The 26,582-nt window shown below is 73.8% G+C and carries 24 protein-coding genes, 1 tRNA gene, 1 pseudogene and 1 riboswitch; of the genes and pseudogenes, 9 read left to right on the forward strand and 17 right to left on the reverse strand.

The features are described from left to right. Positions 1 to 9: 9 nt before the first annotated feature. From VKZ81_RS22905 to VKZ81_RS22935, 7 genes are all read right to left on the reverse strand, one after another. Positions 10 to 1,092 (reverse strand): alpha/beta fold hydrolase, encoded by a 1,083-nt coding sequence (locus VKZ81_RS22905; protein ID WP_324243707.1) that lies wholly within the window; start codon positions 1,090 to 1,092, stop codon positions 10 to 12. A gap of 198 nt (positions 1,093 to 1,290) precedes the next feature. Then, positions 1,291 to 1,524 (reverse strand): hypothetical protein, encoded by a 234-nt coding sequence (locus tag VKZ81_RS22910; RefSeq protein ID WP_324243708.1) that lies wholly within the window; start codon positions 1,522 to 1,524, stop codon positions 1,291 to 1,293. Positions 1,525 to 1,913: 389 nt separating this feature from the next. Then, complete coding sequence (locus VKZ81_RS22915) at positions 1,914 to 2,285, reverse strand: VOC family protein (RefSeq protein WP_324243709.1); 372 nt, start codon at positions 2,283 to 2,285, stop codon at positions 1,914 to 1,916. A 61-nt stretch (positions 2,286 to 2,346) separates the two neighbouring features. Next, positions 2,347 to 2,420: transfer RNA gene (locus VKZ81_RS22920), tRNA-Leu, on the reverse strand. Positions 2,421 to 2,462: 42 nt separating this feature from the next. After that, the gene (locus tag VKZ81_RS22925) at positions 2,463 to 3,833 is read right to left on the reverse strand and encodes an NAD(P)/FAD-dependent oxidoreductase (RefSeq protein WP_414709448.1); all 1,371 of its coding nucleotides are present in this window, start codon (positions 3,831 to 3,833) and stop codon (positions 2,463 to 2,465) included. A 17-nt stretch (positions 3,834 to 3,850) separates the two neighbouring features. Further along, positions 3,851 to 4,588 carry a uracil-DNA glycosylase gene (locus VKZ81_RS22930; RefSeq protein WP_324243711.1) on the reverse strand — a complete coding sequence of 246 codons (738 nt, stop codon included), beginning with the start codon at positions 4,586 to 4,588 and terminating at the stop codon, positions 3,851 to 3,853. 354 nt (positions 4,589 to 4,942) lie between these two features. Beyond that, positions 4,943 to 5,896, reverse strand: coding sequence for a Ppx/GppA phosphatase family protein (locus VKZ81_RS22935; protein WP_324243712.1), 954 nt, complete (start codon positions 5,894 to 5,896; stop codon positions 4,943 to 4,945). A gap of 180 nt (positions 5,897 to 6,076) precedes the next feature. Between VKZ81_RS22935 and VKZ81_RS22940 the strand changes: the two genes are divergently transcribed. Both VKZ81_RS22940 and VKZ81_RS22945 read left to right on the forward strand, forming a co-directional pair. After that, positions 6,077 to 7,708, forward strand: coding sequence for an acyl-CoA dehydrogenase family protein (locus VKZ81_RS22940; protein WP_324243799.1), 1,632 nt, complete (start codon positions 6,077 to 6,079; stop codon positions 7,706 to 7,708). 57 nt (positions 7,709 to 7,765) lie between these two features. Next, on the forward strand, positions 7,766 to 8,632 hold the full coding sequence (locus VKZ81_RS22945) for a sigma-70 family RNA polymerase sigma factor (protein ID WP_324243713.1): 867 nt from the start codon (positions 7,766 to 7,768) through the stop codon (positions 8,630 to 8,632). Here the strand turns inward: VKZ81_RS22945 and VKZ81_RS22950 are convergent. The 5 genes from VKZ81_RS22950 to eno all read right to left on the reverse strand — a co-directional run bounded on the left by VKZ81_RS22950 (position 8,572) and on the right by eno (position 12,709). Then, positions 8,572 to 8,967, reverse strand: a complete 396-nt coding sequence (locus tag VKZ81_RS22950) for a MarR family winged helix-turn-helix transcriptional regulator (protein WP_324243714.1) — start codon at positions 8,965 to 8,967, stop codon at positions 8,572 to 8,574. The genes VKZ81_RS22945 and VKZ81_RS22950 overlap by 61 nt on opposite strands. 278 nt (positions 8,968 to 9,245) lie before the next feature. Further along, a complete protein-coding gene (locus tag VKZ81_RS22955; protein ID WP_324243715.1) occupies positions 9,246 to 10,307 on the reverse strand; it encodes an SDR family oxidoreductase in 1,062 nt (353 codons plus the stop codon). A gap of 83 nt (positions 10,308 to 10,390) precedes the next feature. Continuing rightward, complete coding sequence (locus VKZ81_RS22960; protein ID WP_414709449.1) at positions 10,391 to 10,888, reverse strand: DUF501 domain-containing protein; 498 nt, start codon at positions 10,886 to 10,888, stop codon at positions 10,391 to 10,393. Beyond that, entirely contained in the window at positions 10,885 to 11,289 is a 405-nt protein-coding gene (locus VKZ81_RS22965) for an FtsB family cell division protein (RefSeq protein WP_324243716.1), read from the reverse strand. The genes VKZ81_RS22960 and VKZ81_RS22965 overlap by 4 nt, the downstream gene beginning before the upstream one ends. A gap of 121 nt (positions 11,290 to 11,410) precedes the next feature. After that, positions 11,411 to 12,709 (reverse strand): phosphopyruvate hydratase, encoded by a 1,299-nt coding sequence (gene eno / locus VKZ81_RS22970; RefSeq protein ID WP_324243717.1) that lies wholly within the window; start codon positions 12,707 to 12,709, stop codon positions 11,411 to 11,413. A gap of 160 nt (positions 12,710 to 12,869) precedes the next feature. Here eno and VKZ81_RS22975 point away from each other — a divergent pair, with 160 nt between their 5' ends. Further along, positions 12,870 to 13,271: a tetratricopeptide repeat protein gene (locus VKZ81_RS22975; protein ID WP_324243718.1), complete on the forward strand. Its 402-nt coding sequence runs from the start codon at positions 12,870 to 12,872 to the stop codon at positions 13,269 to 13,271. 135 nt (positions 13,272 to 13,406) lie between these two features. On the opposite strand, the gene VKZ81_RS22980 is transcribed toward VKZ81_RS22975, so the two are convergent. The 5 genes from VKZ81_RS22980 to mfd form a co-directional block, all read right to left on the reverse strand. Continuing rightward, positions 13,407 to 14,159, reverse strand: a complete 753-nt coding sequence (locus tag VKZ81_RS22980) for a lytic transglycosylase domain-containing protein (RefSeq protein WP_324243719.1) — start codon at positions 14,157 to 14,159, stop codon at positions 13,407 to 13,409. 77 nt (positions 14,160 to 14,236) lie between these two features. Next, a complete protein-coding gene (locus VKZ81_RS22985; protein ID WP_324243720.1) occupies positions 14,237 to 15,190 on the reverse strand; it encodes a nucleoside triphosphate pyrophosphohydrolase in 954 nt (317 codons plus the stop codon). A 4-nt stretch (positions 15,191 to 15,194) separates the two neighbouring features. Beyond that, positions 15,195 to 16,097: a SurA N-terminal domain-containing protein gene (locus VKZ81_RS22990; protein WP_324243721.1), complete on the reverse strand. Its 903-nt coding sequence runs from the start codon at positions 16,095 to 16,097 to the stop codon at positions 15,195 to 15,197. A 36-nt stretch (positions 16,098 to 16,133) separates the two neighbouring features. Beyond that, a complete protein-coding gene (locus VKZ81_RS22995; RefSeq protein ID WP_324243722.1) occupies positions 16,134 to 16,544 on the reverse strand; it encodes an RDD family protein in 411 nt (136 codons plus the stop codon). Between the two features lie 205 nt (positions 16,545 to 16,749). Continuing rightward, complete coding sequence (mfd, locus tag VKZ81_RS23000) at positions 16,750 to 20,304, reverse strand: transcription-repair coupling factor (protein ID WP_324243723.1); 3,555 nt, start codon at positions 20,302 to 20,304, stop codon at positions 16,750 to 16,752. Positions 20,305 to 20,439: 135 nt separating this feature from the next. Here mfd and VKZ81_RS23005 point away from each other — a divergent pair, with 135 nt between their 5' ends. From VKZ81_RS23005 to VKZ81_RS23030, 6 genes and pseudogenes are all read left to right on the forward strand, one after another. Continuing rightward, the gene (locus VKZ81_RS23005; RefSeq protein ID WP_324243724.1) at positions 20,440 to 21,231 is read left to right on the forward strand and encodes an SAM-dependent methyltransferase; all 792 of its coding nucleotides are present in this window, start codon (positions 20,440 to 20,442) and stop codon (positions 21,229 to 21,231) included. A 36-nt stretch (positions 21,232 to 21,267) separates the two neighbouring features. Next, complete coding sequence (locus VKZ81_RS23010; RefSeq protein ID WP_324243725.1) at positions 21,268 to 22,059, forward strand: SAM-dependent methyltransferase; 792 nt, start codon at positions 21,268 to 21,270, stop codon at positions 22,057 to 22,059. 41 nt (positions 22,060 to 22,100) lie between these two features. Continuing rightward, positions 22,101 to 22,892: an SAM-dependent methyltransferase gene (locus VKZ81_RS23015; protein WP_324243726.1), complete on the forward strand. Its 792-nt coding sequence runs from the start codon at positions 22,101 to 22,103 to the stop codon at positions 22,890 to 22,892. A 195-nt stretch (positions 22,893 to 23,087) separates the two neighbouring features. Further along, positions 23,088 to 23,195, forward strand: a riboswitch (guanidine-I (ykkC/yxkD leader). Between the two features lie 54 nt (positions 23,196 to 23,249). Beyond that, positions 23,250 to 24,404 (forward strand): agmatinase family protein, encoded by a 1,155-nt coding sequence (locus VKZ81_RS23020; RefSeq protein ID WP_324243727.1) that lies wholly within the window; start codon positions 23,250 to 23,252, stop codon positions 24,402 to 24,404. 69 nt (positions 24,405 to 24,473) lie between these two features. Continuing rightward, a complete protein-coding gene (locus VKZ81_RS23025; RefSeq protein ID WP_324243728.1) occupies positions 24,474 to 25,949 on the forward strand; it encodes a sodium:solute symporter family transporter in 1,476 nt (491 codons plus the stop codon). Positions 25,950 to 25,989: 40 nt separating this feature from the next. Then, a pseudogene (locus VKZ81_RS23030) lies at positions 25,990 to 26,574 on the forward strand (LLM class flavin-dependent oxidoreductase); the annotation flags it as partial. Between the last annotated feature and the right edge of the window lie 8 nt (positions 26,575 to 26,582).

Consider the following 26,582-nt stretch of genomic DNA (forward strand, 5'->3'; position numbering starts at 1 on the left):
CAGGCCGGGTCAGCCGTGGGTGAGCAGGCGGGCCACCGCCGCGGCCCGCGCCGAGCGCCCGGACACGCCGAGCTTGGTGTAGATGCTGGTCAGGTGCCGCTCCACGGTGCGCACGCTGAGCGCCAGCTGCTGGGCGACCTGCTGGTTGTCGTGACCGCGACCGACGAGCCGCAGCACGTCGAGCTCGCGCTCGGTCAGCGAGCGCAGCGTCGCGTCGGGCGCCCGGGCCGCCACGCGGTCGGCGGTCAGGAAGGCCGCGACCTCGTCGACGAACACGGGCCACGCGGGCTCGTCGGCCAGCGTGATGTGGTTGTCGGAGTCCAACGTGACCAGCCGGGCGCCCGGTATCCGCGCGGCGAGGTCGCGCCCCCTCGCGAAGTCGATCATCCGGTCGCCGCGGGCGTGCAGCACCAGCGTCGGCACCGACACCTGGCCCAACAGGTCGGATACGTCGATGTGCGAGCGCGCCGCGCGGGCCCGCACGGCGTTCTCGGCGCAGGTCGCGATCGCCTGCAGGTCGTCGAGCCAGCCGGCCTGCTCCTCGGAGGCGTTCGGGATCATGAGCGAGGTGAACACCCGCCGGAACGTGCTGTCCTTGCGGGCGAACCCCACCTTGATCATCTGCTGGAACGTCTGCTCCAATTCCTCGTCCTGCGGGTTGCGGTTCACCAGCACCGCGTACGTGCCGTACAGGACGAGCCGGGTGAGCCGGCCGGGGTGGCGTGTGGCGTAGGAGATCGCCACCGGACCGCCCTGCGACATCCCCAGCAGCGCGAACCGGTCGAGGCCCGCGGCGTCGGCGACGGCCTCCAGGTCGGCGATGCGGGCTTCGAGGCCGTGGTCGGACACGTCCCAGTCGGACAGGCCGTGCCCGCGCTCGTCGTAGCGGACGACGGTGGCGAACCGGCCGAGGTCGGACAGGAAGTGCCGCCACACCGGGCTCTGCCAGTCGAACTCCAGGTGGCTGAGCCAGCACGAGGCCACGAGCAGCGGAGGGCCCGTTCCGTGCCTGGCGTACGCCAGGCGCGTGCCGTCGGCGCTGCGGCAGAAGCGCACGTCCTGCGGCGGGGTGTCGGCGCTGACCGACGGCATGGGCCAAGGGTAGCGGCGACCAGGCGGTTCTCCGCAGGATCGCGTAGCCCTCGCCGCGCGCGACCGCCCGGTAACCCGGGGACAGCTCCCGTTCGCGGCCGGGTCGGCGGGGCAGGCGACCGCCTGCGCGTACGTGTTGGTCGGCGGCGACGGGCAGCACGGCCGCGCGCACCCGCTCCGGTTCGGCAGCCCGGACGGTCATCCCGCCCTCGCCGGGCCCGTCGGCCCGGACGACGGCGCGCAGCCGTGCCGGGACGGCACCGCCGGGTACACCAGCGGCGCACCGGGCGGGACGGTGGCCTCGGTGGCCGCGGCCACGGGCCCGATCCGGTGGCCGACGTCGACGTACTCGACGGCGTGCAGCCCGAGGACCGCGATCACGAGCGGCCGGGTCGCGCCGGTGGCGGCCGGGCGGACGGGCCGGCGCGCCACGGCACCGGCCGGTTCGCGAACGCGTCGCGCACCAGGGCCCCGCGGTCCGGGCCGTCCGTCGCGGTGACGCCCGGTGCACCACCGCGACGACGACGGGAAGCCGGGCGCCCACGGGTGCTCGATCGGGGTGGGCCTGCCCTGCAGCGTGCGCACGAGGTAGCCGAACGAGCCGGCGAGACCGAGCACGCCGAGGACGACGAACAGCTCCCCGGCCGCCTCGACGGCAGGAACACGTCGAGGGCGCGGCCCCGACGGGCGCTGCGACGTCGGGTACCGGCACGGGGTCGAGCGAGTGGGCGCGGGCGGTGCCCGAGCCGTCGCCATGCCCCGCGTGGTCCGGGCCGGCCGCGGAGCGGCCCCTGGACATCACGCCCGCGAGCGCCCCCTCCTCAGTCGAGGCGCCTGCGGAGCAGGCAGAACACGTTGCCCTCCGGGTCGGCGAGCACGTGCCACGACTCCTCGCCGGTCTGGCCGACGTCGGCCGGGCGCGCCCCGAGCGCGAGGAGGCGTTCGAGCTCGGCGTCCTGGTCGCGGTCGGTGGCGTTCACGTCGAAGTGCAGCCGCTGCTGGCCCGTGCCGGGGTCGGGGTTGGGGCTGAAGATGATCGTCGGCTGCAAGCCGCCGAACCCCTCCTGCGGGCCGATCTCGATCGCCCCGTCCTCGACGTCGAGAACCACGAAGCCGAGGACCTCGCACCAGAACTCCGCCAGCCGTTGCGGGTCCCGGCTTTCGACCACCAGTTCGGAGATTCGGCAGGCCATGATCGGCACCCTAGTTCCGGCCCGACCACCCCGCGCGCCGATTTCCTCCGGGAAGCGTGCGTGCCCCCGGTGGGATTCGAACCCACACAGTGACCCTTTTAAGGGGCCTGCCTCTGCCGGTTGGGCCACGGGGGCGCGCGCCAAGCCTACGGATCGGGCAAGCCCCCCGGGACCGCGTCAGCTGCCCTTCGGCGCGGCCGCCACCGGCTCCCTCTCGGCCTCCGCCGGCTTGGCGGGCCCGGCGACGCGGCTGAACTCCGCCTTCGGGTCCATGATCTGGCCCAGCGCCACCACCTCGCGGCCGAGGAACAGCGCGCCCGTCCAGTCGAACACGATGCGGATGCGCCGGTTCCACGTGGGCATGCGGCTCACGTGGTAGGTGCGGTGCATGAACCACGCGACGATGCCGCGCAGCTTGATGCCGTAGATCTCGGCGACTCCCTTGTAGAGCCCGAGGCTCGCCACCGAGCCGGCGTAGCTGTGCTTGTACTGCTTGAGCGGCTTGCCGCGCAGGTGGGCGATGATGTTGTCGGCGAGCACCTTGGCCTGGCGCACCGCGTGCTGCGCCGACGGGCTGGTGCGGGCCCCCGGGTCGTCCTTCGACAGGTCGGGCACCGATGCGCAGTCACCCGCGCTGAACACCTCGGGCATGCCGACGACCTGCAGCTCGGCGGTGCACTCGACGCGGCCGCGCGCGTCGCGCGGGAGGTCGGTGTTCTCGAGCATCGGGTTGGGCTTGACCCCGGCCGTCCAGACGATCGTGTCGGCGTCGAACTCGGTGCCGTCGTCGAGGACGACGTGGCCGCCCTCCATCGACTTCACGCGCGTGTCGAGGAAGACCTCGATGCCCGCCTCCATCAGCCGCTCGACGGTGTAGCGCCCCATCCGCGGGCCGACCTCGGGCATGATCCGCCCGGCCGCCTCGACGAGCACCCACCGCATGTCCTCGGGCGAGATGTTTTCGTAGTAGCGGGTGGCGTAGCGGGCCATGTCCTGCAGCTCGGCGAGCGCCTCGATGCCCGCGTAGCCGCCGCCGACCACGAGGAACGTCAGCAGGCGCTTGCGCAGCTGCGGGTCGACCGTGGTGGCCGCGGCGTCCAGTCGGGACAGGACGTGGTTGCGCAGGTAGATGGCCTCGCCGACGGTCTTGAAGGCGATGCCGCGCTCGGCGAGACCCGGGACCGGCAGCGTGCGGGCCACCGAGCCCGGCGCGACGACGAGCACGTCGTAGCCGAGCGTGGTGACGGTGCCGGAGATGAGCTCCGCGGTGACCTCGCGGGCGGCGTGGTTGATCGACGTGACCCGGCCGGTGAGGTGGTGGCACTTGCGCAGGACCTTGCGCAGGGGCACCACGACGTGGCGCGGCTCGATGGAGCCGGCCGCCGCCTCCGGGAGGAACGGCTGGTAGGTCATGTGCGGCTGCGGATCGATCACCGTGACCTCGGCCTCGCCGCGGCGGAGCTTCTTCTGCAGCCGCAGTGCGGTGTACATGCCGACGTAGCCGCCGCCGACGACGACGATCCGCGTGTTGCGCGCCATGAAACCCATGTTCCCACCCGGGGCCTTCAGGACACCTCCCTCGCGGGGGTGAGCCTGGCTACCTCCGCCGCACGTCGCAGCACGTCCTCGAGCATCGCGGGCGTGAGGCGGCCGGTGAAGGTGTTCTGCTGGCTCACGTGGTAGCAGCCGAACAGGTGCAGCGGGCCGCGCTCGCCCGCGAGCTCGACGTGGGCGCCGTGGGCGAACCGCGGGCGGGGCCGGGGCACCACCCAGCCCGCCTCGGCGAGCGCCGGCATCAGGGCCTGCCAGCCGAACGCGCCGAGCACCACGACCGCCCGCGGCCGCAGCAGCGCGAGCTCGGCGCGCAGCCACGCGCCGCACCGTTCGCGCTCCTCCGGTGTCGGCTTGTTGTCCGGCGGGGCGCAGTGCACCGGGGCGGTGATCCGGGTCGAGAACAGCTCGAGGCCGTCGTCGGCGTGCACCGCGGTCGGCTGGTTCGCGAGACCGACCGCGTGCAGCGCGGCGTACAGCACGTCGCCGGAGCGGTCGCCGGTGAACATCCGGCCGGTCCGGTTGGCGCCGTGCGCCGCCGGGGCGAGGCCGACGATGAGCAGCCGCGCGTCCGTCGGGCCGAACCCGGGCACCGGGCGGCCCCAGTACTCCTCGTTCCGGAACGCCGCCCGCTTCTCGCGCGCCACCCGCTCGCGCCACTCGACCAGCCGCGGGCAGGCGCGGCAGTCGACCAGCGCCGCGTCGAGCTCGGCGATGCTGGCGAAGCCCGTCGTCGACGGCTGGGTTTCCACGGCGGACACGCTACGCACACCCCGCGCGGCCGCATCCACACACCGACCCACCCGCACCCACACCGCGACTCGCCGGGGCCTCGGCGAGTCGCGCCCTGGATGCCCGCGAGTCGCGCTCTCGGTGCGCGCGAGTCGCGGGCTGGGTGCGCGCGAGTCGCGGGCTGGTGCGCGCGATCAGGCGGCGGAGACCCCGCGCAGGCCGGCGCGGGCACATCCACACCGCGACTCGCACACGCTCACACCGCGACTCGCACACGCTCACACCGCGACTCGCGGACACTCACACCGCGACTCGCCGGGGCCTCGGCGAGTCGCGCCCTGGATGCCCGCGAGTTGCGGGCGGGGTGCGTGCGGTCAGGCGATGGAACGGGCGATGCCGTCGAGGATGTCGTGCTCGCTCACCACCAGCTCGTCGATGCCCGCGCGGTCGTGCAGCTCGGCGGCGAGCACGTCGACGATCAGCGCACCCCCGCCGATCACGTCGATGCGGCCGGGGTGGATCCCGCCGTAGCGCCGCCGCTCCTCGCGCGTCGCGCCGAGCAGCTCGTCGGCGATCCGGTGCAGGTCGGCGCGGGGGATCCGGGACATGTGGACGGCGTCCGGGTCGTACTCCGCGAGGTTCTGCGCCACCGCCGACAGCGTGGTGATCGTGCCGGCCACGCCCACCCACGTGCGCACGCCGTCGACGGGGACGGCCTCGAACGCCTCGTCCAGGATCTGCGTGGCCAGCTCGCGGGCCTGCGCGACCTCGGCGGCGGTGGGCGGGTCGCCGTGCAGGCAGCGCTCCGTGATCCGGACGCTGCCGATGTCCACCGAGCGGGCGGCGCGCACCGCCGCCTTGTCGACCTCCAGCGTGCCGACGACGAGCTCGGTGGACCCGCCGCCGACGTCGACCACGACGAACGGACCGTCGTCCGGGTCGAGGTCGCCGACCGCCCCCGTGAACGACAGCTGCGCCTCCTCGTCGCCGGAGATCACCTCCGCCTCGATGCCGAGGGTGGCGCGGACCATCCCGAAGAAGTCGTCGCGGTTGCGGGCGTCGCGGGTGGCGCTGGTGGCCACCATGCGCACCCGCTCGGCGCCCTTGCGCAGCAGCACCGCGGTGTAGTCGGCGAGCGCGGCCCGCGTGCGCTCGATGGCCTCGGGCGCGAGCTCGCCCGTGGCGTCCACACCCTGGCCGAGCCGGACGATCCGGGTCTCGCGGTGGACGTCGCGCAGCGCAGGCGCACCGTCGTACCCGGTGGTCACGTCGGCGACGAGCAGGCGGATCGAGTTCGTCCCGCAGTCGATTGCTCCCACCCGTGCCATGCACCCTCCTTCTGCCGCCGGATCACGGTACGCGGTGCGAAGCCCTCCGAAACCCGCCCACCGGCCGCTACGCTCGCCCGGGTGGACCAGAAGGAGCTGGGATCCGCGCCGACGGTCCCCAACCCGGCCGACCGCAACGGCCGGGGCAGGCCCGTACCCACCCGCTCGCCCGAGCCGCCGCTGCGGCCCGGCGACCACCGCACGCACCGCGTGGAGAACCAGCCGCCCGCGCTGGACGGCGCCGACCTGCTGGCCTGTGACCCGGCACTGACCGACGCGGTCGCCCGGGAGGGCGCCGAGGAGGCGCTGCCCGCGCTGCGCCAGCTCGCCGCCCTCGTCGCGTCCACCGAGGCCCGCGAGCACGCCCGCCTCGCCGACCGCTACGGGCCGGTGCTGCACACCCACGACCGGTACGGCCACCGCATCGACGAGGTCGAGTACCACCCGTCGTGGCACTGGCTCATGCGCACGTCCGTCGGCTGGGGCCTGCACGGAGCGCCGTGGGTGGCCGAGCCGGGCACGGGCGCCCACGTCGCGCGGGCGGCCGGCTTCTACCTGATGAGCCAGCTGGAGGCGGGCCACGGCTGCCCGATCTCGATGACGTACGCGGCCGTGCCCGCCCTGCGCCGCGACCCCGAGCTCGCCGCGCGGTTCGAGCCGGGCCTTCGGTCCACCACCTACGAGTTCGGGCTCGCGGAGCCGTCGACGAAGGCGGGGCTGCTCGCCGGGATGTCGATGACGGAGAAGCAGGGCGGCTCCGACGTGCGCGCCGGGACCACCACGGCCACGGTGACGTCCGACGGCACCTACCGGCTCGTCGGGCACAAGTGGTTCACCTCGGCGCCGATGAACGACATCTTCCTCACGCTCGCCCAGGCCCCGGCCGGGCTGACGTGCTTCGTGCTCCCCCGGGTGCTGCCCGACGGCACGCGCAACGCCATCCACCTGCAGCGGCTCAAGGACAAGCTCGGCAACCGCTCGAACGCGTCGGCGGAGATCGAATACGCCGGCGCGGTCGGGTGGCGCCTCGGCGACGAGGGCCGCGGCGTCCAGACGATCATCGAGATGGTGTCGATGACGCGGCTGGACTGCGTCATCGGCTCGGCCGCCGTCACGCGGGCCGCCCTCAGCGAGGCCGCCCACCACGTCGCGCACCGCAGCGCCTTCGGCACCCGGCTCGCCGACGCGCCGCTCATGCAGACCGTGATCGCCGACCTGGCGCTGGAGTCCGAGGCCGCCACCGCGCTCGCGATGCGGCTCGCCGGCGCCGTCGACCGCCAGGAACGCCAGCTGCTGCGGCTCGCGCTCCCGGCCGCGAAGTACCTGGTGTGCAAGCGGGCGCCCACCGTGGTCGGCGAGGCGCTGGAGTGCCTCGGCGGCAACGGCTACGTCGAGGACTCGGGGATGCCGCGGCTCTACCGGGAGTCGCCGCTGAACTCGATCTGGGAGGGGTCGGGCAACGTCACGGCGCTCGACGTGCTGCGCGCGCTCACCCGGGAACCGGAGTCGGTCGACGCGGTGTTCGCCGAGATCGAGGCCGCGTCCGGGCTCGACTCGTGGTTCGACCGCGGCGTGCGGGACCTGCGCACCGAGCTGCGCGGGCGCGAGGAGCGCCGCGCCCGCCGACTCGCCGAGATGATCGCGCTGTGCCTGCAGGGCTCGCTGATGCTGCGGCACGCGCCCGACGAGGTGGCGCGCGCGTTCGTCGCGAGCCGGTTCCTGCCCGACGGGCCGTGGCGCACGTCCGGCACGCTGCCCGCCGAGGCGCAGACCGACGTGCTGGTCGCCAGGGTCACACCGAAAACGCCCTGAGGCCTGTCACCTCCGTGCCCACCGCTCCGTCGAACAGGTGGCGGACGGAGGACATCGATGACTGAGGCAGAGGTGTTCGAGGCGCACCGCCCGCACCTGCACGCGGTGGCGTTGCGGCTGCTCGGATCGGCCGCGGAGGCCGAGGACGCCGTGCAGGAGGCGTGGCTGCGGTTCAACCGCACCGACACGAGCTCGGTGGACAACCTCGCGGGCTGGCTCACCACCGTGACCTCCCGCGTGTGCCTGGACCACCTGCGCTCCCGCGCGTCGCGGCGCGAACGGCCGGCGGGCTGGGAGCTCCCGGAGCCGCCGGACGCCGCCGGCCCCGACCCGCAGCAGGAGGCCCAGCTCGCGGACTCCGTCGGCCGCGCGCTGCTGGTGGTGCTGGACCGACTCGGCCCCGCCGAGCGGGTGGCGTTCGTGCTGCACGACGTGTTCGGGCTGGCCTTCGCCGAGATCGGCGCGGTCCTGCAGCGATCGCCGGACGCGGCGAAGAAGCTGGCCAGCCGAGCGCGGCAGAAGGTGCGGGTGCCCGAGGACGCGCTGCCGTCCGACCTCGCCGGCCGCCGCAGGCTGGTGGAGGCCTTCCTCGACGCCATCCGCCGCGGTGACCTGGACGCGCTGCTCGCCGTCCTCGCCCCCGACGTCGTGCGCCGCGCCGACCCCGCCGCCCTCCCGCCGGGCGCACCCACCGTGCTCCGCGGGGCGCGCGCGGTCGCCGACCAGGCGCGCTCGCTCTCCCCGCAGCGCGCTCGGCACGCCGAGCCCGCGCTCGTGAACGGATCCGTCGGCGCGGTCGTCGCCCCGGGTGGGCGGCTGGTCGCCGCGCTGCTGTTCACGTTCGCCGGCGACCGGATCAGCTACTACGAGGTGGTCACCGACCCGGCCCGGCTGGCCGGGCTCGAGATCTCCGCGCTCGGCTGATCGAGGACCCGCCGGAGCAGCTCGACGAGGGTGCGCCGCTCGTCGGCCGACAGCGGGGCCAGCAGTCCCTCGTTGGCGCGCTGCACGACCGGCACGAGCTTCGCGACCAGCGCCGCCCCGTCCTCGGTCAGGGTGACGTGCTGGCGCCTGCGGTCGGCCGGGTCGCGCCTGCGGCCCACGAGGCCGCGGTCCTGGATCTCGTCGAGGTAGCCGACGCGGTGGCTGCGGTTGAGCCCCAGCCGCTCGGCGAGCTCGTGCTGGGCGAGCGGCCCGAAGTCGGCGAGCGCCATCAGCACCGCGAAGTGCTGAAGCCGAAGGTCGTGCTCGGCGAGCACGGCGATGAGCCGGCTTCCTGCAGGGCGGGCCGGACGCGTGGGCCGAGCAGCTCGCCGGGGTGGCGGTCGAGGCGTGACCACTCCCGGCGAGTCGCGGTCTGGGTGCGTGCCAGTCGCGGGCTGGGTGCAGGCGAGTCGCGCCCTCGGTGCCCGCGAGTCGCGCCCTCGGCGCCGGCGAGTCGCGGTCTGGTGTCGGCGAGTCGCGGTCTGGGTGTCGGCGAGTCGCGGCGTGAGTGCCCGCGAGTCGCGGCCCGGGTGACGGCTGGTCGCCCGGACGGTCAGCGGAGGCGCCGGCCGAGCGCCCGGAGCGTGCTGTGGGACTGCGGGATCGCGAGCGCGCCCGCGGTCGCCGCGACGAGCCCGGCCAGGGCGGCGGTCCGCCGTCTGCGTTCGCGCTGCCCGCCGCGCCAGCCGCCGTCCACCGCGGCCGGGGCGGCACCGGGCGCGTGCAGCGAACCCGAGGTCGGCGGCACCGGGGCGCCGTCGTCGCGGAGGGACAGGTCCACGTCGATCGCGAGCATCCGTTCCGCCAGGCGGGGCGCGAGGTTGTGGGTCGCGACGAACGCGCGGCCCAGCAGCCCGCCCGCCACGGCCTCGCGGCGCGGCCTGCGCAGCTGGTTCAGCACCACCTGCGCCACCCGCTCGGCGCGGTAGACCGGCGGTGGCGGGTGCGGGACCCGTCCCGAGTGGTTGGCGGCCGACGCGTAGATCGGGGTGTCGACCGCGGCCGGCAGCACGGTGGAGACCGACACCCCGCGCTTGCCCGCCAGGCGCAGCTCCTCGCGGACGGCCACGCTCAGGCCGCGGATCGCGAACTTCGACATCGTGTACGCCGTGCCGTAGGGCTGCGCGATCCGGCCGAGCAGCGACGAGACGTTCACCAGCACGCCCGAGTCCTGCGCCGCGAACCGGGAGAGCGCCGAGCGCGTGCCGTGGACGTAGCCCATGAGGTTCACGTCGAGGACCCGGCGCAGGTCGGTGAGCGGGGTGTCGAGCAGCGGGCCGAACATGGTCACCGCCGCGTTGTTGACCCAGCCGTCGATGCGGCCGAACCGCTGCTCGGCCGCCACGGCCGCGTCCTCGACGGCGTCGGCGTCGGAGACGTCCACGGGGATGACGAGGGTGCGGCCCGGCCCGATCTCCGCAGCGATCTCGGCCGCCACCTCGTCCAGGGCCTCGGCCCGCCGGGCGAGCAGCACCACCCGGGCACCCTCACGGGCGAGGGCGAGCGCGGTGGCCCGCCCGATACCGCTGGACGCGCCGGTCACCACGATCACGCTGCCGTCGATGTGCATCTGCTGGTCGTACCCGCGGCCCGCCGCTCGAACCCCGCGGGTCACGCCCGGGTGCCCGCGACTCGCGCGTGTTCAGAGCGCGACTCGCCTGCGTTCAGAGCGCGACTCGCCGGGGTTCGGGCCGGGTTTCAGGGGCGCACGCAGGGCCCCGCCTGCCACCACTCGCCGAGCTCGGCCAGCGCCTCGTCCCCGAACGGGTTCACGCCGGGCCCGGCGGCCAGTGCGTGCGCAACGCACACGTGCAGGCACTTCACGCGCCCGGGCATCCCGCCCGCGCTGACCTCGGTGCCCAGCGGCTCGATCGCGTCCCGCTCGGCGAGGTACGACTCGTGGGCGCGCTGGTAGGCCGCGGCGAGCTCGGGGTCCTCCTTGAGCCGCTGGGTCATCTCCCGCATCCGCCCGGACGCCTCCAGGCCGCCGACGCGCGAGTTGAGCCGCGAGCAGGTCAGGTAGTACAGCGTGGGGAACGGGGTGCCGTCCTCCAACCGCGGGGAGGTCTTGACCACCGCCGGCAGCCCGCACGGGCACCGGTACGCCACCTCCCGCACCGCCCGCGGCCTGCGGCCCAGCTGGGCGGCGACGGCCTCGACGTCGGCCTCCGCGATCCCCTCGCGCTTCGTGCTCACCGCGGTCCCTCCGCCACCTCTCGCCACAGCACCCGATACCACGGGACGCCGTCGTTCGCCGCTGCCGCCGGGTCCGGGTCGGGGTCGACCGGGAGCTGCACGACGTAGGGCACCTCCCCGGGCATCACGTACCCGAGCCGGGACCGGGCCTGCGCCTCGATCTCGGCCGGGTCCGACAGCCGGGCCCGCTCCTGCTGGAGCCGCGCCACCTCGGCCGCCAGGAGCTGCTGCTGCTCCGACACCGCGGCCAGCTCCTGGCGCTGGGCCACGTAGTTGCGCAGCGGGACGGCGACGGTGAGGGCGAGCGCGCACACGACGATCGCGAGGATGGCGGCCCGCTTCGTCGACGACAGGCCGAGCAAGCCCGTGGTCGCCGCGACGACGCCGCGGGCGCGGGGCACCCGTGTCAGCTGCGGTTCCCTGGTCCGGCGGCGGGGTGCCGCCGTGCCGGAACGGCGCGGACGCGGGGTGCGGCGCGCGCGATCCCCGCGTGCCCTGGCCCGCTCGTCCCCCACCTCGCGCCTATGCCTCGGTGTCCGCCGACGGGGTGTAGCGCGGGAACGCGAGATCGCCCGCGTACCGGGCGGCGTCGCCCAGCGCCTCCTCGATGCGCAGCAGCTGGTTGTACTTCGCCACGCGCTCCGAACGGGCCGGCGCGCCCGTCTTGATCTGCCCGCACCCGGTGGCGACCGCGAGGTCGGCGATCGTGGTGTCCTCGGTCTCGCCGGACCGGTGGCTCATCATGCAGCGGTACCCGGACGAGTGCGCGAGCGTGACGGCGTCGAGGGTCTCCGACAGCGTCCCGATCTGGTTGACCTTGACCAGCAGCGCGTTGGCCGCGCCCCGGCTGATGCCCTCGTCGAGCCGCTCGGGGTTGGTGACGAAGAGGTCGTCGCCGACGAGCTGCACCTTGTCGCCGATCGCCTCGGTGAGCGCCACCCAGCCGTCCCAGTCGTCCTCGGACAGCGGGTCCTCGATCGACACCAGCGGGTAGGCGCCGACGAGCTCGGAGTAGACGGCCGAGAGCTCCTCCGAGGTCAGCTTCTTGCCCTCGTAGGAGTAGGTGCCCTCGCTGTGGAACTCCGTGGCGGCGACGTCGAGCGCGAGCGCGACGTCCCGGCCGAGGGCGTAGCCGCTCTTCTCGATCGCCTCGGCGATGAGGTCGAGCGCGGCGCGGGTGCCCGGCAGGTCCGGGGCGAAGCCGCCCTCGTCGCCCAGCCCGGTGGGCAGGCCCTTGCTCTTCAGCACCGACTTGAGCGCCTGGTAGACCTCGGCGCCCCAGCGCAGCGCCTCCCGGAAGGAGTCGGCCCCGACCGGGGCGATCATGAACTCCTGCACGTCCACCGAGGTGTCGGCGTGGGCGCCGCCGTTGAGGATGTTCATCATGGGCACCGGCAGCACGTGCGCGTTCGGGCCGCCGACGTAGCGGAACAGCTCCAGCCCCGACGACTCGGCCGCGGCCTTCGCGACGGCCAGCGACACGCCCAGCAGGGCGTTGGCACCCAGGCGCGACTTGTCCGGCGTGCCGTCGAGGTCGACGAGCCGCTGGTCGATCAACCGCTGGTCGACCGCCTCCATGCCGGTGAGCTCGGGGCCGATCTCGTCCAGCACGGCGGCGACGGCCTTCTCGACGCCCTTGCCGCCGAAGCGCAGCGGGTCGCCGTCGCGCAGCTCGACCGCCTCGTGCTCACCCGTCGACGCGCCGGAAGGGACCGCCGCGCGCGCCAGCGTCCCGTCGTCGAGCGCGACCTCGACCTCGATCGTCGGGTTCCCCCGCGAGTCGAGGATCTCGCGTGCGCCAACCTGCTCGATGACCGCCACCAGTGCTCCTGTCGGGAAGGTTCGCTCGTCCGGGGCGCCAGCCTAGTCGGCGGGGTTGGCGGGACCGCGCAGGAACCCGCACGTCGCCTCCGCTTTCCCGGTATGAAGGTCGCCTGAGGCCTCGCCAGTCGCGTCGCTACGACCTAACGTAGGAACGACCATGACGAGCGAGCCAGCATCAGACGGCCTCTTCGAGTCGTTCCGCCGCGCAGAGATGCTGATCGCGCGCAGCAGACCGCTCGACGCGCTGCAGGCACTGTCCCCGGTCCTGGAGAACCTGCCGAACCACGCATCGGTGCAGCTGCTCGCCGGGCGGGCCTACCTCGACTCCGCCCAGCTGCAACGGGCGGAGGAGGCGTTCGGCCGCGTGCTCGACCTCGATCCGGCCGACCACTACGCCCGGTTCGCCCTCGGCAAGGCCCTGCAGCGCCAGGGCAGGCTCGCCGAGGCGCACGCGCAGCTGAAGATGGCCGCCGCCATGGACCCGCGGCCGGAGTACCAGGAGGCGCTCGGCGAGCTGCGCGTCCGGATGGCCGTCGACCTTCCGGACGATTCGGGGTGAGTCGACACGACCGCCCCTGACCCGCGGGGATGCGCTCTGCGCGACTCGCCCACACCGAGACCGCGACTCGCGCGCACCCAGGGCGCGACTCGCCGGGGCTCGGCGAGTCGCGGTGTGAGTGGGGGTGAGTCGGGGTCAGGCGGCGGTGGCGGCGCGGTAGCGGTCGGCCGCCGCCCAGACCAGGCGGGCGTAGTCGAGGGAGCTGTTGTAGGTGAGCACACCGTCCCACCAGCCCTCGCCGCTCGCGGTGTCGCGACCGTTGGCGCACAGGTAGCGGGCCGCGGCGAGGGCGGCGTCGTCGAGCTGGTTCGGGTCCTCGACGCCGTCACCGTTGCCGTCGGCGCCGTAGCGGGCCCACGTGCCGGGCAGGAACTGCATCGGGCCCACGGCGCGGTCGTAGACGGGGTCGCCGTCGAGGCGCCCGCCGTCGGTGTCGCGGATCTCGCGCACGCCGGGCGAGCCGTCGAGCGGCGGCCCGATGATCGTCGGCCGGGCGGTGCCGTCCGCCCCCAGGCGGGCGCCGCCGAAGCGACCGTGGTCGGACTCGACCCGCCCGATGCCGGCGAGCGTGATCCACGACAGGCGGCAGTCCGGGGTGGCGGCGCGCTGCGCCAACTCGGCGGCGGCGTAGGCGCGCAGCGCCCGCGCCGGCACCCCGCTGCGCTCGGACGCCGAGGTCGACCACGCGACGAGGTCGATGTCGTCGTCCAACGGCGGGGGTTGCCGCACGGGGGTGTCGGGTTCCACGTCGGCCGCGGTGAGTCCGTCACCGCGGGACCGCTCGGCCCGGTGGTCGCGGTCGTGGCGGTCGGTGACGATCGCCACGCCGATCAGGACCACCAGGGCCATCATCCCGGCGACGGCCGTAGCGACCGCCACCCTGACCATCTGCCTAGCTGCGCTGCTGCGGCGTCTCACGGACTTGCGTCCACGACGTGCCGTCACCCGGCCAGGGTAACCAGAGATCAGCTCGGCCAGTAGCGACGCCATCCGGCGGCGTCGAGGGCGTGCGGGTCGGCGCCGTCGGCCGCGGCGGCCCGCTCGGCGGCCCGCACGCGGTCGGCGAACCGGCGCGCCGCCGTCCGCAGCGCGGCCTCCGGGTCGACGCCGGCGAGCTTCGCCTTGGCGGCGAGAGCGAACAGCTGCTCCCCCGGGTCGTCGCCGGACGGCAGCAGGTCCTCGGGCAGGTGCGCCCGCGCGGTGCGGCTGGTGAGCTTCGCGGCGAGCGCGACGGCGGGCTGCCCGAGCGGCACGCCGTCGACGCTGGACTCGCGCTGCTTCTCGGCGCGCTTGAGCTCGTCCCAGCGGCGCTCCTGGCGCTCGGCCGTGTCGATCTTCTCGCTCCCGGCGAAGACGTGCGGGTGCCGCCCCACGAGCTTGGTGACGAGGTCGGCGGCGACGTCGTCGATCGTGAACGGGCGCGCGCCGTGCTCCGCGGCGACCCGGGAGTGGAACAGCACCTGCAGGAGCACGTCGCCGAGCTCCTCGCGGATGGCCTCGCGGTCGCCGTCCTCGATCGCCTGGTAGAGCTCGTAGCACTCCTCGATCAGGTACTGCAGCAGCGACTCGTGGGTCTGCTCGGCATCCCACGGGCAGCCCCCGGGCGAGCGCAGCCGGTCCATCACGGCGACGGCGTCGAGCAGCGCGGCCCCGTCGGGAGGCCCGACGACGGCGGCGCCGTCCGCTGCCCGGGCGGGGTCGGCGGTGAGCAGCACCTCGGCCGCACCGTCGTCGCCCCAGCCGTCGGCGCGGGTCGCCCCGGTCGCGGCGACGACCTCGTCGGGCACGGTGGGGTCGGCGAGGACGCGGTCGGCGGCCCGCAGCGCCGGGAGGGCGGCGGCGGGGAGCACCCCGGCCCACCGGCCGGGCAGGACGACGACCGTGCGCTGCGCGACCCCGGTGCTCGCGAGCTCGCTCATCCGCCTAGCTCGCCAGCGGCGGCAGCACCGTGCCGACCTGCTGGTCCTCGCCGACGATCTGCATCTGGATCGGGTCCCACACGCCGTAGCGCGGGTTGACCCGGATGCCGACCTGGTCGGCGGTGGGCTGCAGGAGCCGCTCGCCGATGGCGATCAGCTGGCTTTGGCTGATGTTGCCCACGGCGGCCGGATCGGACGGCGCGTCGGTGCGCCGGTCGACGACCTTCGCGACGATCCACGTGCTCTGCTGCGGGTTCGGCTGGAACGAGACGACGGCTCCCGCCGGCAGCCCGAACAGGACGGTGGCGGCGTTCTCCGGCACGTTGGCCGCGACGAACGTCTCGCCGCGCCGGGACGTGTTGGGGTCGGCGAACAGGGCGTCGGCCTCCGGCCCGCCCGTCTGCAGCGCCGCGGCCGCGGCGTCGGCGTCCGCCCGCGACGTCGCGGCGACGAGGTCGGCCGTGACCACGAGCCCGGCAACCTCCTGCTGGGCGAGCTGCGCTGCGATCAGGTCGTCGCGCACCCGCTCCCGCAGCCTCGGCAGGTCGTACATCGAGCCGTCGAGGAGGGCGTCGGCCCCGCCGTTCTCGGCGATGAACGCATCGACCTGCTCGTCGGTGACGACGATGCCCCGCTCGGCCGCGGCGCGGGTGAGGAGGTCGTGCTTGACCGCACGCGTGACGATGCTGCGGGCGATGTCGGCGGTGGACCCGCCCTGCGCCTCGAACTGCGCGACCAGGTCCTTCTTCGCCAGCACCGTGTCGAGCTCGGTCTGGACGCGCTCGATCGGGACCGCGTGGTCCCCGACGAACACGGCGGTGCCCGCCTGGATCGGGCCACCGCACCCACTGATCACCGCCCCGACGACGGCGACCGCTGTTACGACGCGTCCCACCTGCTTGCGCACGAACGACACCTTCTCACGTGCGATGTGTGGCCCGGTTCAGAGGTCGGCCTGCACCACCAGCGTCGAGCAGATCTTGTCGGCGAACGTCTGCCGGTGCTCGTCCCAGAGCGGCCACAGGTATCCCAGCCCGAGCGGGATCGCGTCGAGCAGGTGCGCGGCCTGGCGGCCCAACGCCCGGGGCACGCCGACCGGCTCGCCCGACCCGGCTCCGACCAGCCGCGTCCCGAGCACGCTCTTGCCGAGGCTCTGCCCACTGCGGCCCTGCCGGTAGCCGCAGTTCCAGACGACGAACGCGAGCCCGACGAGGATCGCCACCGGGTAGACGACGCCGATGACGACGAGGTCCCTCGTCGCGAGCGCCGCGATCAGCACGACCGCGAGCAGGCCCCCCGGGATGCCGATGTCGATGAGGAAGCCGCCGACCCGCTGCCCGTACGTGGCCGGCATGGAGAACCCGAATCGCGCAGACGACTGAGGGCGCGGTCCGCCGTTCGGCGGCTCCCGACGCGACGGCTCGGTCTCCGGGCGGGGATCGGGCACGCAGCTCTCTCCAGGGCGTCCTGCCCGTCCAGGCGGGTCCCGGAGGGCTCCGACTGGTTGATCGTCGAAGGAGCAGCTGCGTTACTCCGCGCAGGTGATCGGACGCGGGCTGTCAGGACCGCACCGGCGTCAGCAGGTCGTTCAGCAGCTTCGTGCACCACTCCAACAGAGCAACGTCGCGCAGCGGCGGCGACCCGACCCGGCCACTCTCGGTGGGCTTCGGGACGCTCACGAGCTTGGCCGCGGGCTTGTAGACCGCCTTCGGGTACAGGCGCTTGAGCCGCAGCTGCGCCGAGTCGGGCAGGTCGACCGGCCCGATCCGGATGCTGGCCCCGGCCACGGCCACCTCGGTGACGCCGAGCGAGCGGCACGTCTGGCGGAACGCGGCCACGGCGAGCAGGTTGCGCACCGGCGTGGGCGGTTCGCCGTAGCGGTCGGTGAGCTCCTCGACGATGGCGTCGAGGGCGGCGCCGTCCGGCGCCTCGGCGATCTTGCGGTAGACCTCGAGCCGCAGCCGCTCGCCGGTGACGTAGTCGTGCGGCACGTGCGCGTCGATCGGCAGGTCCACCCGGACCTCGGCGAGCTGCTCCTCCTGCTCGCCCTCGCCCGCGCCCGCCTGCTTGCGGAACGCCGCGACGGCCTCCCCGACCAGCCGCAGGTAGAGGTCGAAGCCGACGCCCGCGATGTGCCCGGACTGCTCCGCGCCGAGGATGTTGCCCGCGCCGCGGATCTCCAGGTCCTTCATCGCGACCGCGGCGCCCGCACCCAGCTCGGAGTGCTGCGCGATCGTGGCGAGCCGGTCGTGCGCGGTCTCGGTGAGCGGGTGCTCCGGCGGGTAGAGGAAGTAGGCGTAGCCGCGCTCGCGGCCCCGGCCGACCCGGCCGCGCAGCTGGTGCAGCTGCGAGAGCCCGAGGGTGTCGGAGCGCTCGACGATGAGCGTGTTGGCGTTGGAGATGTCCAGGCCGTTCTCCACGATGGTCGTGCAGACGAGCACGTCGTACTCGCGGTGCCAGAACCCGTTGACCGTGCGCTCGAGCAGGTCCTCGTTCATCTGCCCGTGCGCGATGGCGACGCGCGCCTCCGGAACGAGCTCGCGGACCCTGCGCGCCGCCCGCTCGATCGTCGAAACCCGGTTGTGCACGTAGAAGACCTGCCCGTCGCGCAGCAGCTCGCGGCGGATCGCGGCCGCCACCTGCTTGTCGTCGTACGGGCCGACGTAGGTGAGCGTGGGGTGGCGGTCCTCGGGCGGGGTGGCGATGGTCGACATCTCGCGGATGCCGGCGAGGCTCATCTCCAGGGTGCGCGGGATCGGCGTGGCCGAGAGCGTGAGCACGTCGACGTGCGTGCGCAGCGCCGTGATGTGCTCCTTGTGCTCGACGCCGAAGCGCTGCTCCTCGTCGACGATCACGAGGCCGAGGTCCTTCCACCGCACCCCGGTCTGCAGCAGCCGGTGCGTGCCGATCACGATGTCGACCTTGCCTTCGGCGAGCCCCTCGATGGTCTCCTTCGCCTCGGCGGGCTCGGTGAACCGCGACAGCCCCCTGATCGTCACCGGGAACGCGCGCATGCGCTCGGTGAAGGTCTGCAGGTGCTGGGTGGCCAGCAGCGTCGTGGGCACGAGCACCGCGACCTGCTTGCCGTCCTGCACCGCCTTGAACGCCGCGCGCACCGCGATCTCGGTCTTGCCGAAGCCGACGTCGCCGGAGATCACCCGGTCCATCGGGACCGGCCGCTCCATGTCGCGCTTGACCTCCTCGATGGCGGCGAGCTGGTCGGGTGTCTCGGTGTACGGGAACGCGTCCTCCAGCTCGCGCTGCCACGGGGTGTCGGGGCCGAAGGCGTGCCCCGGCGAGGACTGGCGCGCCGCGTAGAGCTGCACGAGCTGTGCGGCGATCTGCCGGACGGCCTTGCGGGCGCGGCCCTTGGTCTTGGCCCAGTCGGCGCCGCCGAGCTTGTTGAGCGTGGGCACCTCGCCGCCGACGTAGCGGCTGACCTCGTCGAGCGAGTCGGTGGGGACGTACAGCCGGTCGGCGGGCTGGCCGCGCTTGGAGCTCGCGTACTCCAGCACCAGGTACTCGCGGGTGGCGCCGCCGACGGTGCGCTCGCGCATCTCGACGAACCGGCCGATGCCGTGCTGGGAGTGCACGACGTAGTCGCCGGGCCGCAGGGTGTCGAGCTCGACCGCGTTGCGCCGCCGCGACGCGAGCTTGCGCGGCTCGGTGCCCGCCGCCCGGTTGCCGGTGAGGTCGGCCTCGGTGAGCAGGACGAGGGCCCGCGTGGTGAAGCCCTCGGTGAGCCGCCCGCAGGTGACGGTGACCAGGCCCGGCTCCGGCTCACCCAGCAGCTCCTCGACGAGCTTGGCCGGCACGTCGGCCTCGTGCAGCTGCTCCAGCGAGCGCTGCGCCGTGCCGTGACCCGCGACGACGAGAACGGCGGTGCCGCCCGTGGCCACGTGGGCGCGCAGGTCGACCAGCGCGCGGTCGATGTCGCCGCGGTAGCTCTCCACCTCGTGCACGGCGGGGGCGAGCACATCGTCGCGGCCGGACACGAGCGGGCTCAGCGTGACGACCGGCCGCCCGGTGGCCGACGCGTGCTCCAGCACCTCGCCGAGGTCGCGGTAGGCGGACGCGCCGACGTCGATGGGCGAGTCGCCGCCCACGCCCGCGGCGAACCAGCTCGCCTCCAGGAACTCCTGGCCGGTGCGCACGAGGTCGGCGCTGCGGGTGCGGATGCGCTCCGGGTCGGCGAGCAGCACCAGCGACCCGGCGGGCAGCAGGTCGGTGAGCAGCTCCAGCTCCCCCGCGACGAGCGCGGGCACCAGCGACTCCATCCCCTCGCCCGGGATGCCCTGGGCCAGGCGCTCGAGCAGCTCCCGCAGCTGCGGGTTGTTCTCGTGGGTGCGCGCGAGCGCGGCGGCCCGCTCCCGCACCGGCTCGGTGAGCAGCAGCTCGCGGCAACCGGGCGCGATCAGCTCGTCGACGGGGGCGACCGAGCGCTGGTCGGCCACGGTGAACGAACGCAGCTCGCTCACCTCGTCGCCCCAGAACTCGATGCGCACCGGGTGCTCGGCGGTGGGCGGGAAGACGTCGACGAGCCCGCCGCGGACGGCGAACTCGCCACGCGCGGTGACGATCTCCACTCGCGTGTATGCGAGCTCGACGAGCCGGGTGAGCAGCGCGTCGAAGTCGTGCGTGTCGCCGACCCGCAGCCGCACCGGCTCGATCGTGCCGAGGCCGGGAGCGACCGGCTGGATCAGGCTGCGGGCCGCCGCGACCACCACGCGCGGCGCCGTCTCCGGGGCGGCGAGCCGCCGGAAGATCTCCAGGCGGCGCCCGACGGTGTCCGGACGCGGGGAGAGCCGCTCGTGCGGCAGCGTCTCCCATGACGGCAGCACCGCGACGGCGTCGGGCCCCAGCAGCTCGGCGGCCGCGGCGCCGGTGTCGTCGGCCTCGCGGTCGGTGGCGGTGACGACGAGGACGGTGCGGCCCGCGCCGCCATCGCCCTCGGGGGCACCGAAGGCGGCGGCCAGGAACGGGCGCAGCGCCGACGGTCCCTCCACCGACAGGGCGGGCACCTCACCGGCGCGCACGTCCCGGGCGGCCTCGGCCACGGCTCGCAGATCGGGATCGGAGAGGTAGGAGCGGAGAAGACCGGAGAGCTTGGCCACGTCGGAGGACCCTCGCAGAGCTGTGAAAATGCGCACGCAGAACAGACCCCTGCCCGGGACGTACCCCCCGGCACGGGGTCCTCGTCCAGACTACGCCGGGGGCCGGAACGGCCGTGAGCTGGCAGCATGATCGCCATGACCGACCTGTCGCAGCTGCCGCCGGTCGACCCCGACGTCCCCAACGCCGCCCGGATCTACGACTACTTCCTGGGCGGCTCGCACAACTTCGCCGCCGACCGCGCCGCAGCGGAGCGGATCAAGGCCGTCATGCCGTTCGCAGCGGAGGTGATCCACGCGAACCGATACTTCCTCGGGCGGGCGGTGCGCTTCTGCGCGCAAGAGGGGATCGACCAGTTCCTCGACCTCGGCTCGGGCATCCCCACGGTCGGCAACGTCCACGAGGTGGCGAGGGAGGTCGACCCGACGGCCCGGGTCGCCTACGTCGACAACGAGCCGGTCACCGTCGCCTCGGCCGCCGCGCTGCTGGAGGGCGACCCGCTCGCCACGATCACCGCGGCGGACCTGCGGGAGCCCGACGCGGTGTTCGACGCACCGGGCGTGCGCGACCTGCTCGACCTGTCCCGCCCGGTCGCGCTGCTGACCGTCTCGGTGCTGCAGTTCGTGCACGACGACGCCGAGCTCGAGTCGATCGTCAAGCGCTACCGCAGCCGGCTCGCGCCCGGGAGCCTGCACGTGCTGTCCCACGTGACGGGCGACCACGACCGCGCCGAGCTCACCGCCGCCGAGGACGAGTACCGCCGCACCGCCAACCCGGGGCGGCTGCGCTCCCGCGACCAGGTCGCGACCCTCCTGGAGGGGCTCGAGCTCGTGGAGCCGGGGATCGTGGACGTCACCGAGTGGCGCCCGGACGACGCGGCCACCACGCAACACCGGGGCATGTGGGCGGCGGTCGGCCGCATCCGGTAGTGGACCACGGGCGGTCCGGCCGGGAACATCATCGGGATGACCGACCTGTCGCAGCTGCCGGCGGTCGACCCGGACGTGCCCAACGCCGCCCGGATGTACGACTACTACCTGGGCGGATCGCACAACTTCGCCGCCGACCGCGCCGCGGCGGAGCGGATCAAGGCGGTCATGCCGTTCATCGTCGACGCCGCCCGGTCGAACCGGTTCTTCCTGCACCGGGCCGTCCGGTTCTGCGTGCAGGAGGGGATCGACCAGTTCCTCGACCTCGGTTCCGGCATCCCGACGGCCGGCAACGTCCACGAAGCCGCGCTCGCGATCAACCCGCGGGCGCGGGTGGCCTATGTCGACAACGAGCCGGTCACCGTCGCCTCCGCCGCCGCCCTGCTCGTCGACGAACCGCGGGCCACGATCACGCACGCCGACATCCGCGACCCCTGCTCCGTGTTCTCCGCACCCGGAGTGCGCGACCTGCTCGACCTGTCCCGCCCGATCGCCCTCCTCACCGTCGCGGTCCTGCACCACATCCCCGACGAGGACGATCCGGTCGGGCTCGTGCGGGAGTACCGCGCCCGGCTCGCTCCCGGCAGCTTCCACGTGCTCACCCACGCCACCACCGACCACGACGCGCTGGAGGCGAAGGCCGCGGCAGAGGTCTACCGCGGCATCGCCAACCCCATCACCACCCGGACCAGGCAACAGGTGGCCGCGCTGTTCGGCGACGCGGAGCTCGTCGAACCCGGGTTGGTGGACGCGACGCAGTGGCGCCCCGAGGACACGGTCGGCGGGCAGCACCGCGGTTTCTGGGCGGGCGTCGCCCGCATCGCGTGACGATTCGTGCCGGGCGTCCCGGGCTGGGAGTATCGATCACCATGACCGACCTGTCGAAGGTGCCGGGCGTCGACCCGAACGTGCCGAACGCCGCCCGGATGTACGACTACTACCTGGGCGGATCGCACAACTTCGCCGCCGACCGCGCCGCGGCCGAACGGGTCAAGGCCGCGATCCCCCAAGCCGTGGAGGTCGCCCGGGCGAACCGGTTCTTCCTGCACCGGGCCGTGCGGTTCTGCCTCGACGAGGGCGTCGACCAGTTCCTCGACCTCGGTTCGGGCATCCCGACGGCGGGCAACGTGCACGAGATCGCGCGGGAGCGCAGCGCGCAGGCGCGGGTGGCCTACGTCGACAACGAGCCGGTCACCGTCGCGTCCGCGGAGGCCCTGCTCGCCGACGACCCGCTCGCCACGATCACGAAGGCCGACGTCCGCGACCCGGAGGCCGTGTTCTCCGCACCCGGGGTGCGCGACCTGCTCGACTTCTCCCGCCCGACCGCCCTGCTCACCGTCGCGGTGCTCCACTTCGTCCCCGACGAGGACGACCCGGTCGGGCTCGCGCAGAAGTACCGCGCGCGGCTCGCGCCCGGCAGCTTCCACGTGCTCACGCACGGCACCGCCGACCACGACCCGGACGAGGTGCGCGAGCTCGGCGGCGTCTACCGCAACACCGCGAACCCGGTGACCGCCCGGACCCGCGCCGAGGTCGCCGCGATCTTGGAGGGCACCGACCTGGTGGAGCCGGGCCTCGTCGACGCCACCGAGTGGCGCCCGGAGGACACCATCGGTGACCAGTACCGCGGCATGTGGGCCGCGGTCGGCCGGATCCGCTGACGGGTCAGGCCGGAGGGCGGATCCAGAGTCCGCGGGGCCGGCCCAGACGAACTTCAGGAAAGCCACATTCATGAACGTGGGCTTCATGAATGTGGCCTTCCTGAACCTGGGCGGGGGTGGGTTTCACCGAGCGGTAACGATGGGAGCGATCACCTGCAACAGGCCGCGCCTGTACTGGTCCGCGACTCACGAGAGGTGAGGCGCGTCTAGGGTTCCGCCCCGCTCGACGCGGGGGCCTGGTCCGAGAGACGCAGGCGGCCAGGCACGTCGGCCGCCCCACGGCGGGACAAAAGCCCGGGAGACAGCTGGTGGTGCCGGCTGCCCCGCGGTCGGTACCCCGACCGTGAGGGAGCTTCCGTGCACTTCCACCCCCGACGCCCCGACCAGACCCCCGACGGGCCGCAGCTGCACGACGACTACGGCCCCGAGGCCGCGTACGCGGTGCGCGCCGAGGCGGGCCTGCCCACCACGAAATGGGAGGAGGAGGTCGCCCGCGGCCTCGAGCTGGGGCTGCCCGGCGCCGACTCGATCGTCGACAAGCGCATCCCGACGTTCTCCCGCGGCGAGCTGCCGCACTTCGCCGGGATCAACACGTTCCTCAAGGCCCCGTACGTGGAGGACGTGCGCCGCTGCGGCGAGTACGACGTCGCCGTGCTCGGCGCCCCGTTCGACGGTGGCACCACCTACCGCTCCGGCACCAGGTTCGGCCCGCAGGGCATCCGCAAGATCTCCGCGCTGTACGGCCCGTACAGCTTCGAGCTGGGCGTCGACCTGCGCGAGTCGATCACGATCGGCGACCTCGGCGACGTCTTCACGATCCCCGGCAACATCGAGAAGACGTTCGACCAGATCACCAAGGCGGTCTCGCACGTCTACGCGTCCGGGGCGTTCCCCGTGGTCCTCGGCGGCGACCACTCCATCGGCTACCCCACGGTGCGCGGCGTCGCCCCGCACCTGAACGGCGGCAACCTCGGGATCATCCACTTCGACCGCCACGTCGACACCCAGGAGACCGACCTCGACGAGCGGATGCACACCACCCCGTGGTTCCACGCCACGGACATCCCGAACGTGCCGCCGAAGAACCTCGTGCAGATCGGGATCGGCGGCTGGCAGGCCCCGCGGCCCGGCGTGAAGGTCGGCCGCGAGCGCGGCACCACGATCATGACCGTCACCGACTGCGTCGAGATGGGCATCGAGGAGGCCGCGCAACGCGCCCTCGACGTGGCGTGGGACGGGGCCGACGCCGTGTGGCTGTCGTTCGACGTCGACTGCCTCGACGCCGCGTTCGTGCCCGGCACCGGCTGGCCGGAACCCGGCGGGTTCCTGCCCCGCGAGGTGCTCAAGTTCATCCAGATCATCGCCGACGCCCGCCCGCTCGCGGGCATCGAGGTCGTGGAGTGCTCCCCGCCCTACGACAACGCCGAGATCACGTCGCTGATCGCCACCCGCGTCATCTGCGACACCCTCGGCTGCCTGGTGCGCTCCGGCCACCTCCCCCGCCGGTCCTGACCCACGCCCACCGCAGGGACGGCGCCGTCCCCCACCCAACCGGCACGCCCCACCAGACCGGGAGCCACCATGATCATCCTCGGTGTCGCGATCAGCGTCCTCGTCGTGCTCGTCGTCGGGCTCGCCGTCGCCCGCAAGGTCGACGGCGACAGCACCAACTTCCTCGTCGCGGGCCGCACGCTCGCCCTGCCGCTGACGGCGGCGGGCCTCATGGGCCAGGCCGTCGACTCCAACGCCACCCTCGGCAACACCGACCTGTCGGCGGGCCTCGGGTTCTGGGCGGGGGCGTCGCTGCCGCTCGGGCTCGGCCTGTGCCTGCTGCTCACCGGCATCTTCTTCGCCAAGCCGATGAACCGGATGGGCCTGCTCAGCCTGCCCGACTTCTACCGGATCACCTACGGGCGCGGGATCGAGCTCGTCGCGTCCGTCCTCATGATCTTCAGCTTCTGCATCCTGCTCGCGGGCAACCTGGTCGCGGGCGGGTTCCTGTTCGAGCGGTTCCTCGGCACGAGCTATCCGCTCGGCGTGCTGCTGATCGTGGGCGTCGTGCTCGCCTACACGATCGCGGGCGGCATGTTCAGCGACGCCTACACCGCGTTCATCCAGATGGTGATCACGGTGATCGGCTCGGCCGCGCTGCTGATCTGGGTGGCCGTGGTGTACGGCATCACGATCCCCGAGGGGATGGGCCCGTTCGACCTCGGCCAGCTCACCGACTCCGCCCAGGGCGCCCCGATCAACTGGGCAACGCTCGTCGCGCTCGGCATCGGCGACATCGTGGCCGTCGACTTCATGCAGCGGATCTTCTCCGCGAGGTCGCCCGAGACCGCGCGGCGCGCCTGCTTCGTCGGGGCCGCGGGCACGGCGGTCGTCGGCGTCCCGTACGCGCTCGTGGCGCTGTCCAGCGGCGCGATCCTCGACGGCCCCGCCGACGGCCCGGTGCTGTTCGCCCTGCTGGAGGGCTACGCCCCAGCGGTGCTGACCGTGCTCGTGCTGTCGGCGATCGTCGCCGCCTCCTGCTCCACGGCCAACGGCGTCATCCTCGGCACGGCGTGCGTGGCCGTCCGCAACATCGCGGGCCTGGGGCGGCAGGCCGACCCGGCGGGCGGGCGGGACCCGCTGCTGCGGCGGGTGCGGGTCACGATGCCGCTCGTGGTCGGGATCGCCATCTTCTTCGCGCTGCGGGTGCCCGAGACCGGTGTTCTGCTCACGCTGGCGTTCGACCTCATGCTCGCCGGCCTCGTGGTGCCGTTCGTGCTGGGGCACTGGTGGCGCTCCCGGGTCAGCGCGGCCGCGGCCGCCGCGTCCATCGCGGTGGGCGTGGCGCTGCGGCTGGTGCTGTTCGCCCTGACCCCGACCTTCTACGGGGCCGACAACACGCTGCTCCACATCCCGAACGAGGTGTTCGGGGCGGGCTTCGACGGCTGGCCGACGCTGATCTGCCCGGTCGTGTCGCTCGCGGTGTTCGTCGCGGTCGCCCTGCTGGCCCCGCGCCCCACGCCGACCGCGCCGCAGCACGCGGAGGTGGTGCCGGCCGAGGGCTGACGCCTCCGGCGCCCCGCCCGCCCGGTCCTACGCTCGGCCGATGAGGTTCGGGATCGGCATTCCGCAGTTCTACTCCGACGGCGGCTTCGACGGCGAGGAGTTCCGCAGGTACCTGCTGCGGGCCGAGGAGCTCGGCTTCGAGAGCGGCTGGACCCAGGAGCAGGTGCTGGGGACGTCGTCCCAGCTGTCCGCGCTCGAGACCATGACCTACGCCGCCGCGTGCACGCAGCGGCTGCGGCTGGGCTGCGCGGTGTTCGTCTCCACGCTGCACAGCCCCGTCCACCTGGCCAAGAGCCTGTCCACGCTGGACCAGCTGAGCGGGGGCAGGCTCGAGATCGGCCTCGGCCACGGGGGCAGGCGGCCCTTCGGCGCGTTCCGGGTGGACCCCGAGCGTTACATCGCGCAGTTCACCGAGGGGATCGCGCTGATGAAGGCGCTGTGGACGGACGAGCGCGTGACGTTCACCGGCGACTTCTGGCAGCTGGAGAACGCGGCGATGGCACCGAAACCGTTCCAGAAGCCGTACCCGCGGATCTGGATGGGGGGCAGCGCCGACGCGGCGCTGCGCCGCGCCGTCCGGCTCGGCGACGGCTTCTTCGGAGCCGGGTCGTCGCCCACCGCGCGGTTCGCCGA

Origin of the sequence: Pseudonocardia sp., assembly GCF_035305885.1 — a bacterium.
In the GTDB taxonomy this organism is placed as follows: Bacteria; Actinomycetota; Actinomycetes; order Mycobacteriales; family Pseudonocardiaceae; genus Pseudonocardia.

Bases quoted from the DNA above. Each gene is read 5' to 3' on its own strand.
- VKZ81_RS22980 (WP_324243719.1), bottom strand. From the start codon at position 14,159: ATGGTCAGGGTGGCGGTCGCTACGGCCGTCGCCGGGATGATGGCCCTG.
- VKZ81_RS23025 (WP_324243728.1), top strand. From the start codon at position 24,474: ATGATCATCCTCGGTGTCGCGATCAGCGTCCTCGTCGTGCTCGTCGTC.
- VKZ81_RS23010 (WP_324243725.1), top strand. From the start codon at position 21,268: ATGACCGACCTGTCGCAGCTGCCGGCGGTCGACCCGGACGTGCCCAAC.
- VKZ81_RS22985 (WP_324243720.1), bottom strand. From the start codon at position 15,190: ATGAGCGAGCTCGCGAGCACCGGGGTCGCGCAGCGCACGGTCGTCGTC.
- VKZ81_RS23015 (WP_324243726.1), top strand. From the start codon at position 22,101: ATGACCGACCTGTCGAAGGTGCCGGGCGTCGACCCGAACGTGCCGAAC.
- VKZ81_RS22915 (WP_324243709.1), bottom strand. From the start codon at position 2,285: ATGGCCTGCCGAATCTCCGAACTGGTGGTCGAAAGCCGGGACCCGCAA.
- VKZ81_RS22945 (WP_324243713.1), top strand. From the start codon at position 7,766: ATGACTGAGGCAGAGGTGTTCGAGGCGCACCGCCCGCACCTGCACGCG.
- VKZ81_RS22935 (WP_324243712.1), bottom strand. From the start codon at position 5,896: ATGGCACGGGTGGGAGCAATCGACTGCGGGACGAACTCGATCCGCCTG.
- VKZ81_RS22975 (WP_324243718.1), top strand. From the start codon at position 12,870: ATGACGAGCGAGCCAGCATCAGACGGCCTCTTCGAGTCGTTCCGCCGC.
- VKZ81_RS23005 (WP_324243724.1), top strand. From the start codon at position 20,440: ATGACCGACCTGTCGCAGCTGCCGCCGGTCGACCCCGACGTCCCCAAC.
- VKZ81_RS22995 (WP_324243722.1), bottom strand. From the start codon at position 16,544: ATGCCGGCCACGTACGGGCAGCGGGTCGGCGGCTTCCTCATCGACATC.
- VKZ81_RS22905 (WP_324243707.1), bottom strand. From the start codon at position 1,092: ATGCCGTCGGTCAGCGCCGACACCCCGCCGCAGGACGTGCGCTTCTGC.
- VKZ81_RS22925 (WP_414709448.1), bottom strand. From the start codon at position 3,833: ATGGGTTTCATGGCGCGCAACACGCGGATCGTCGTCGTCGGCGGCGGC.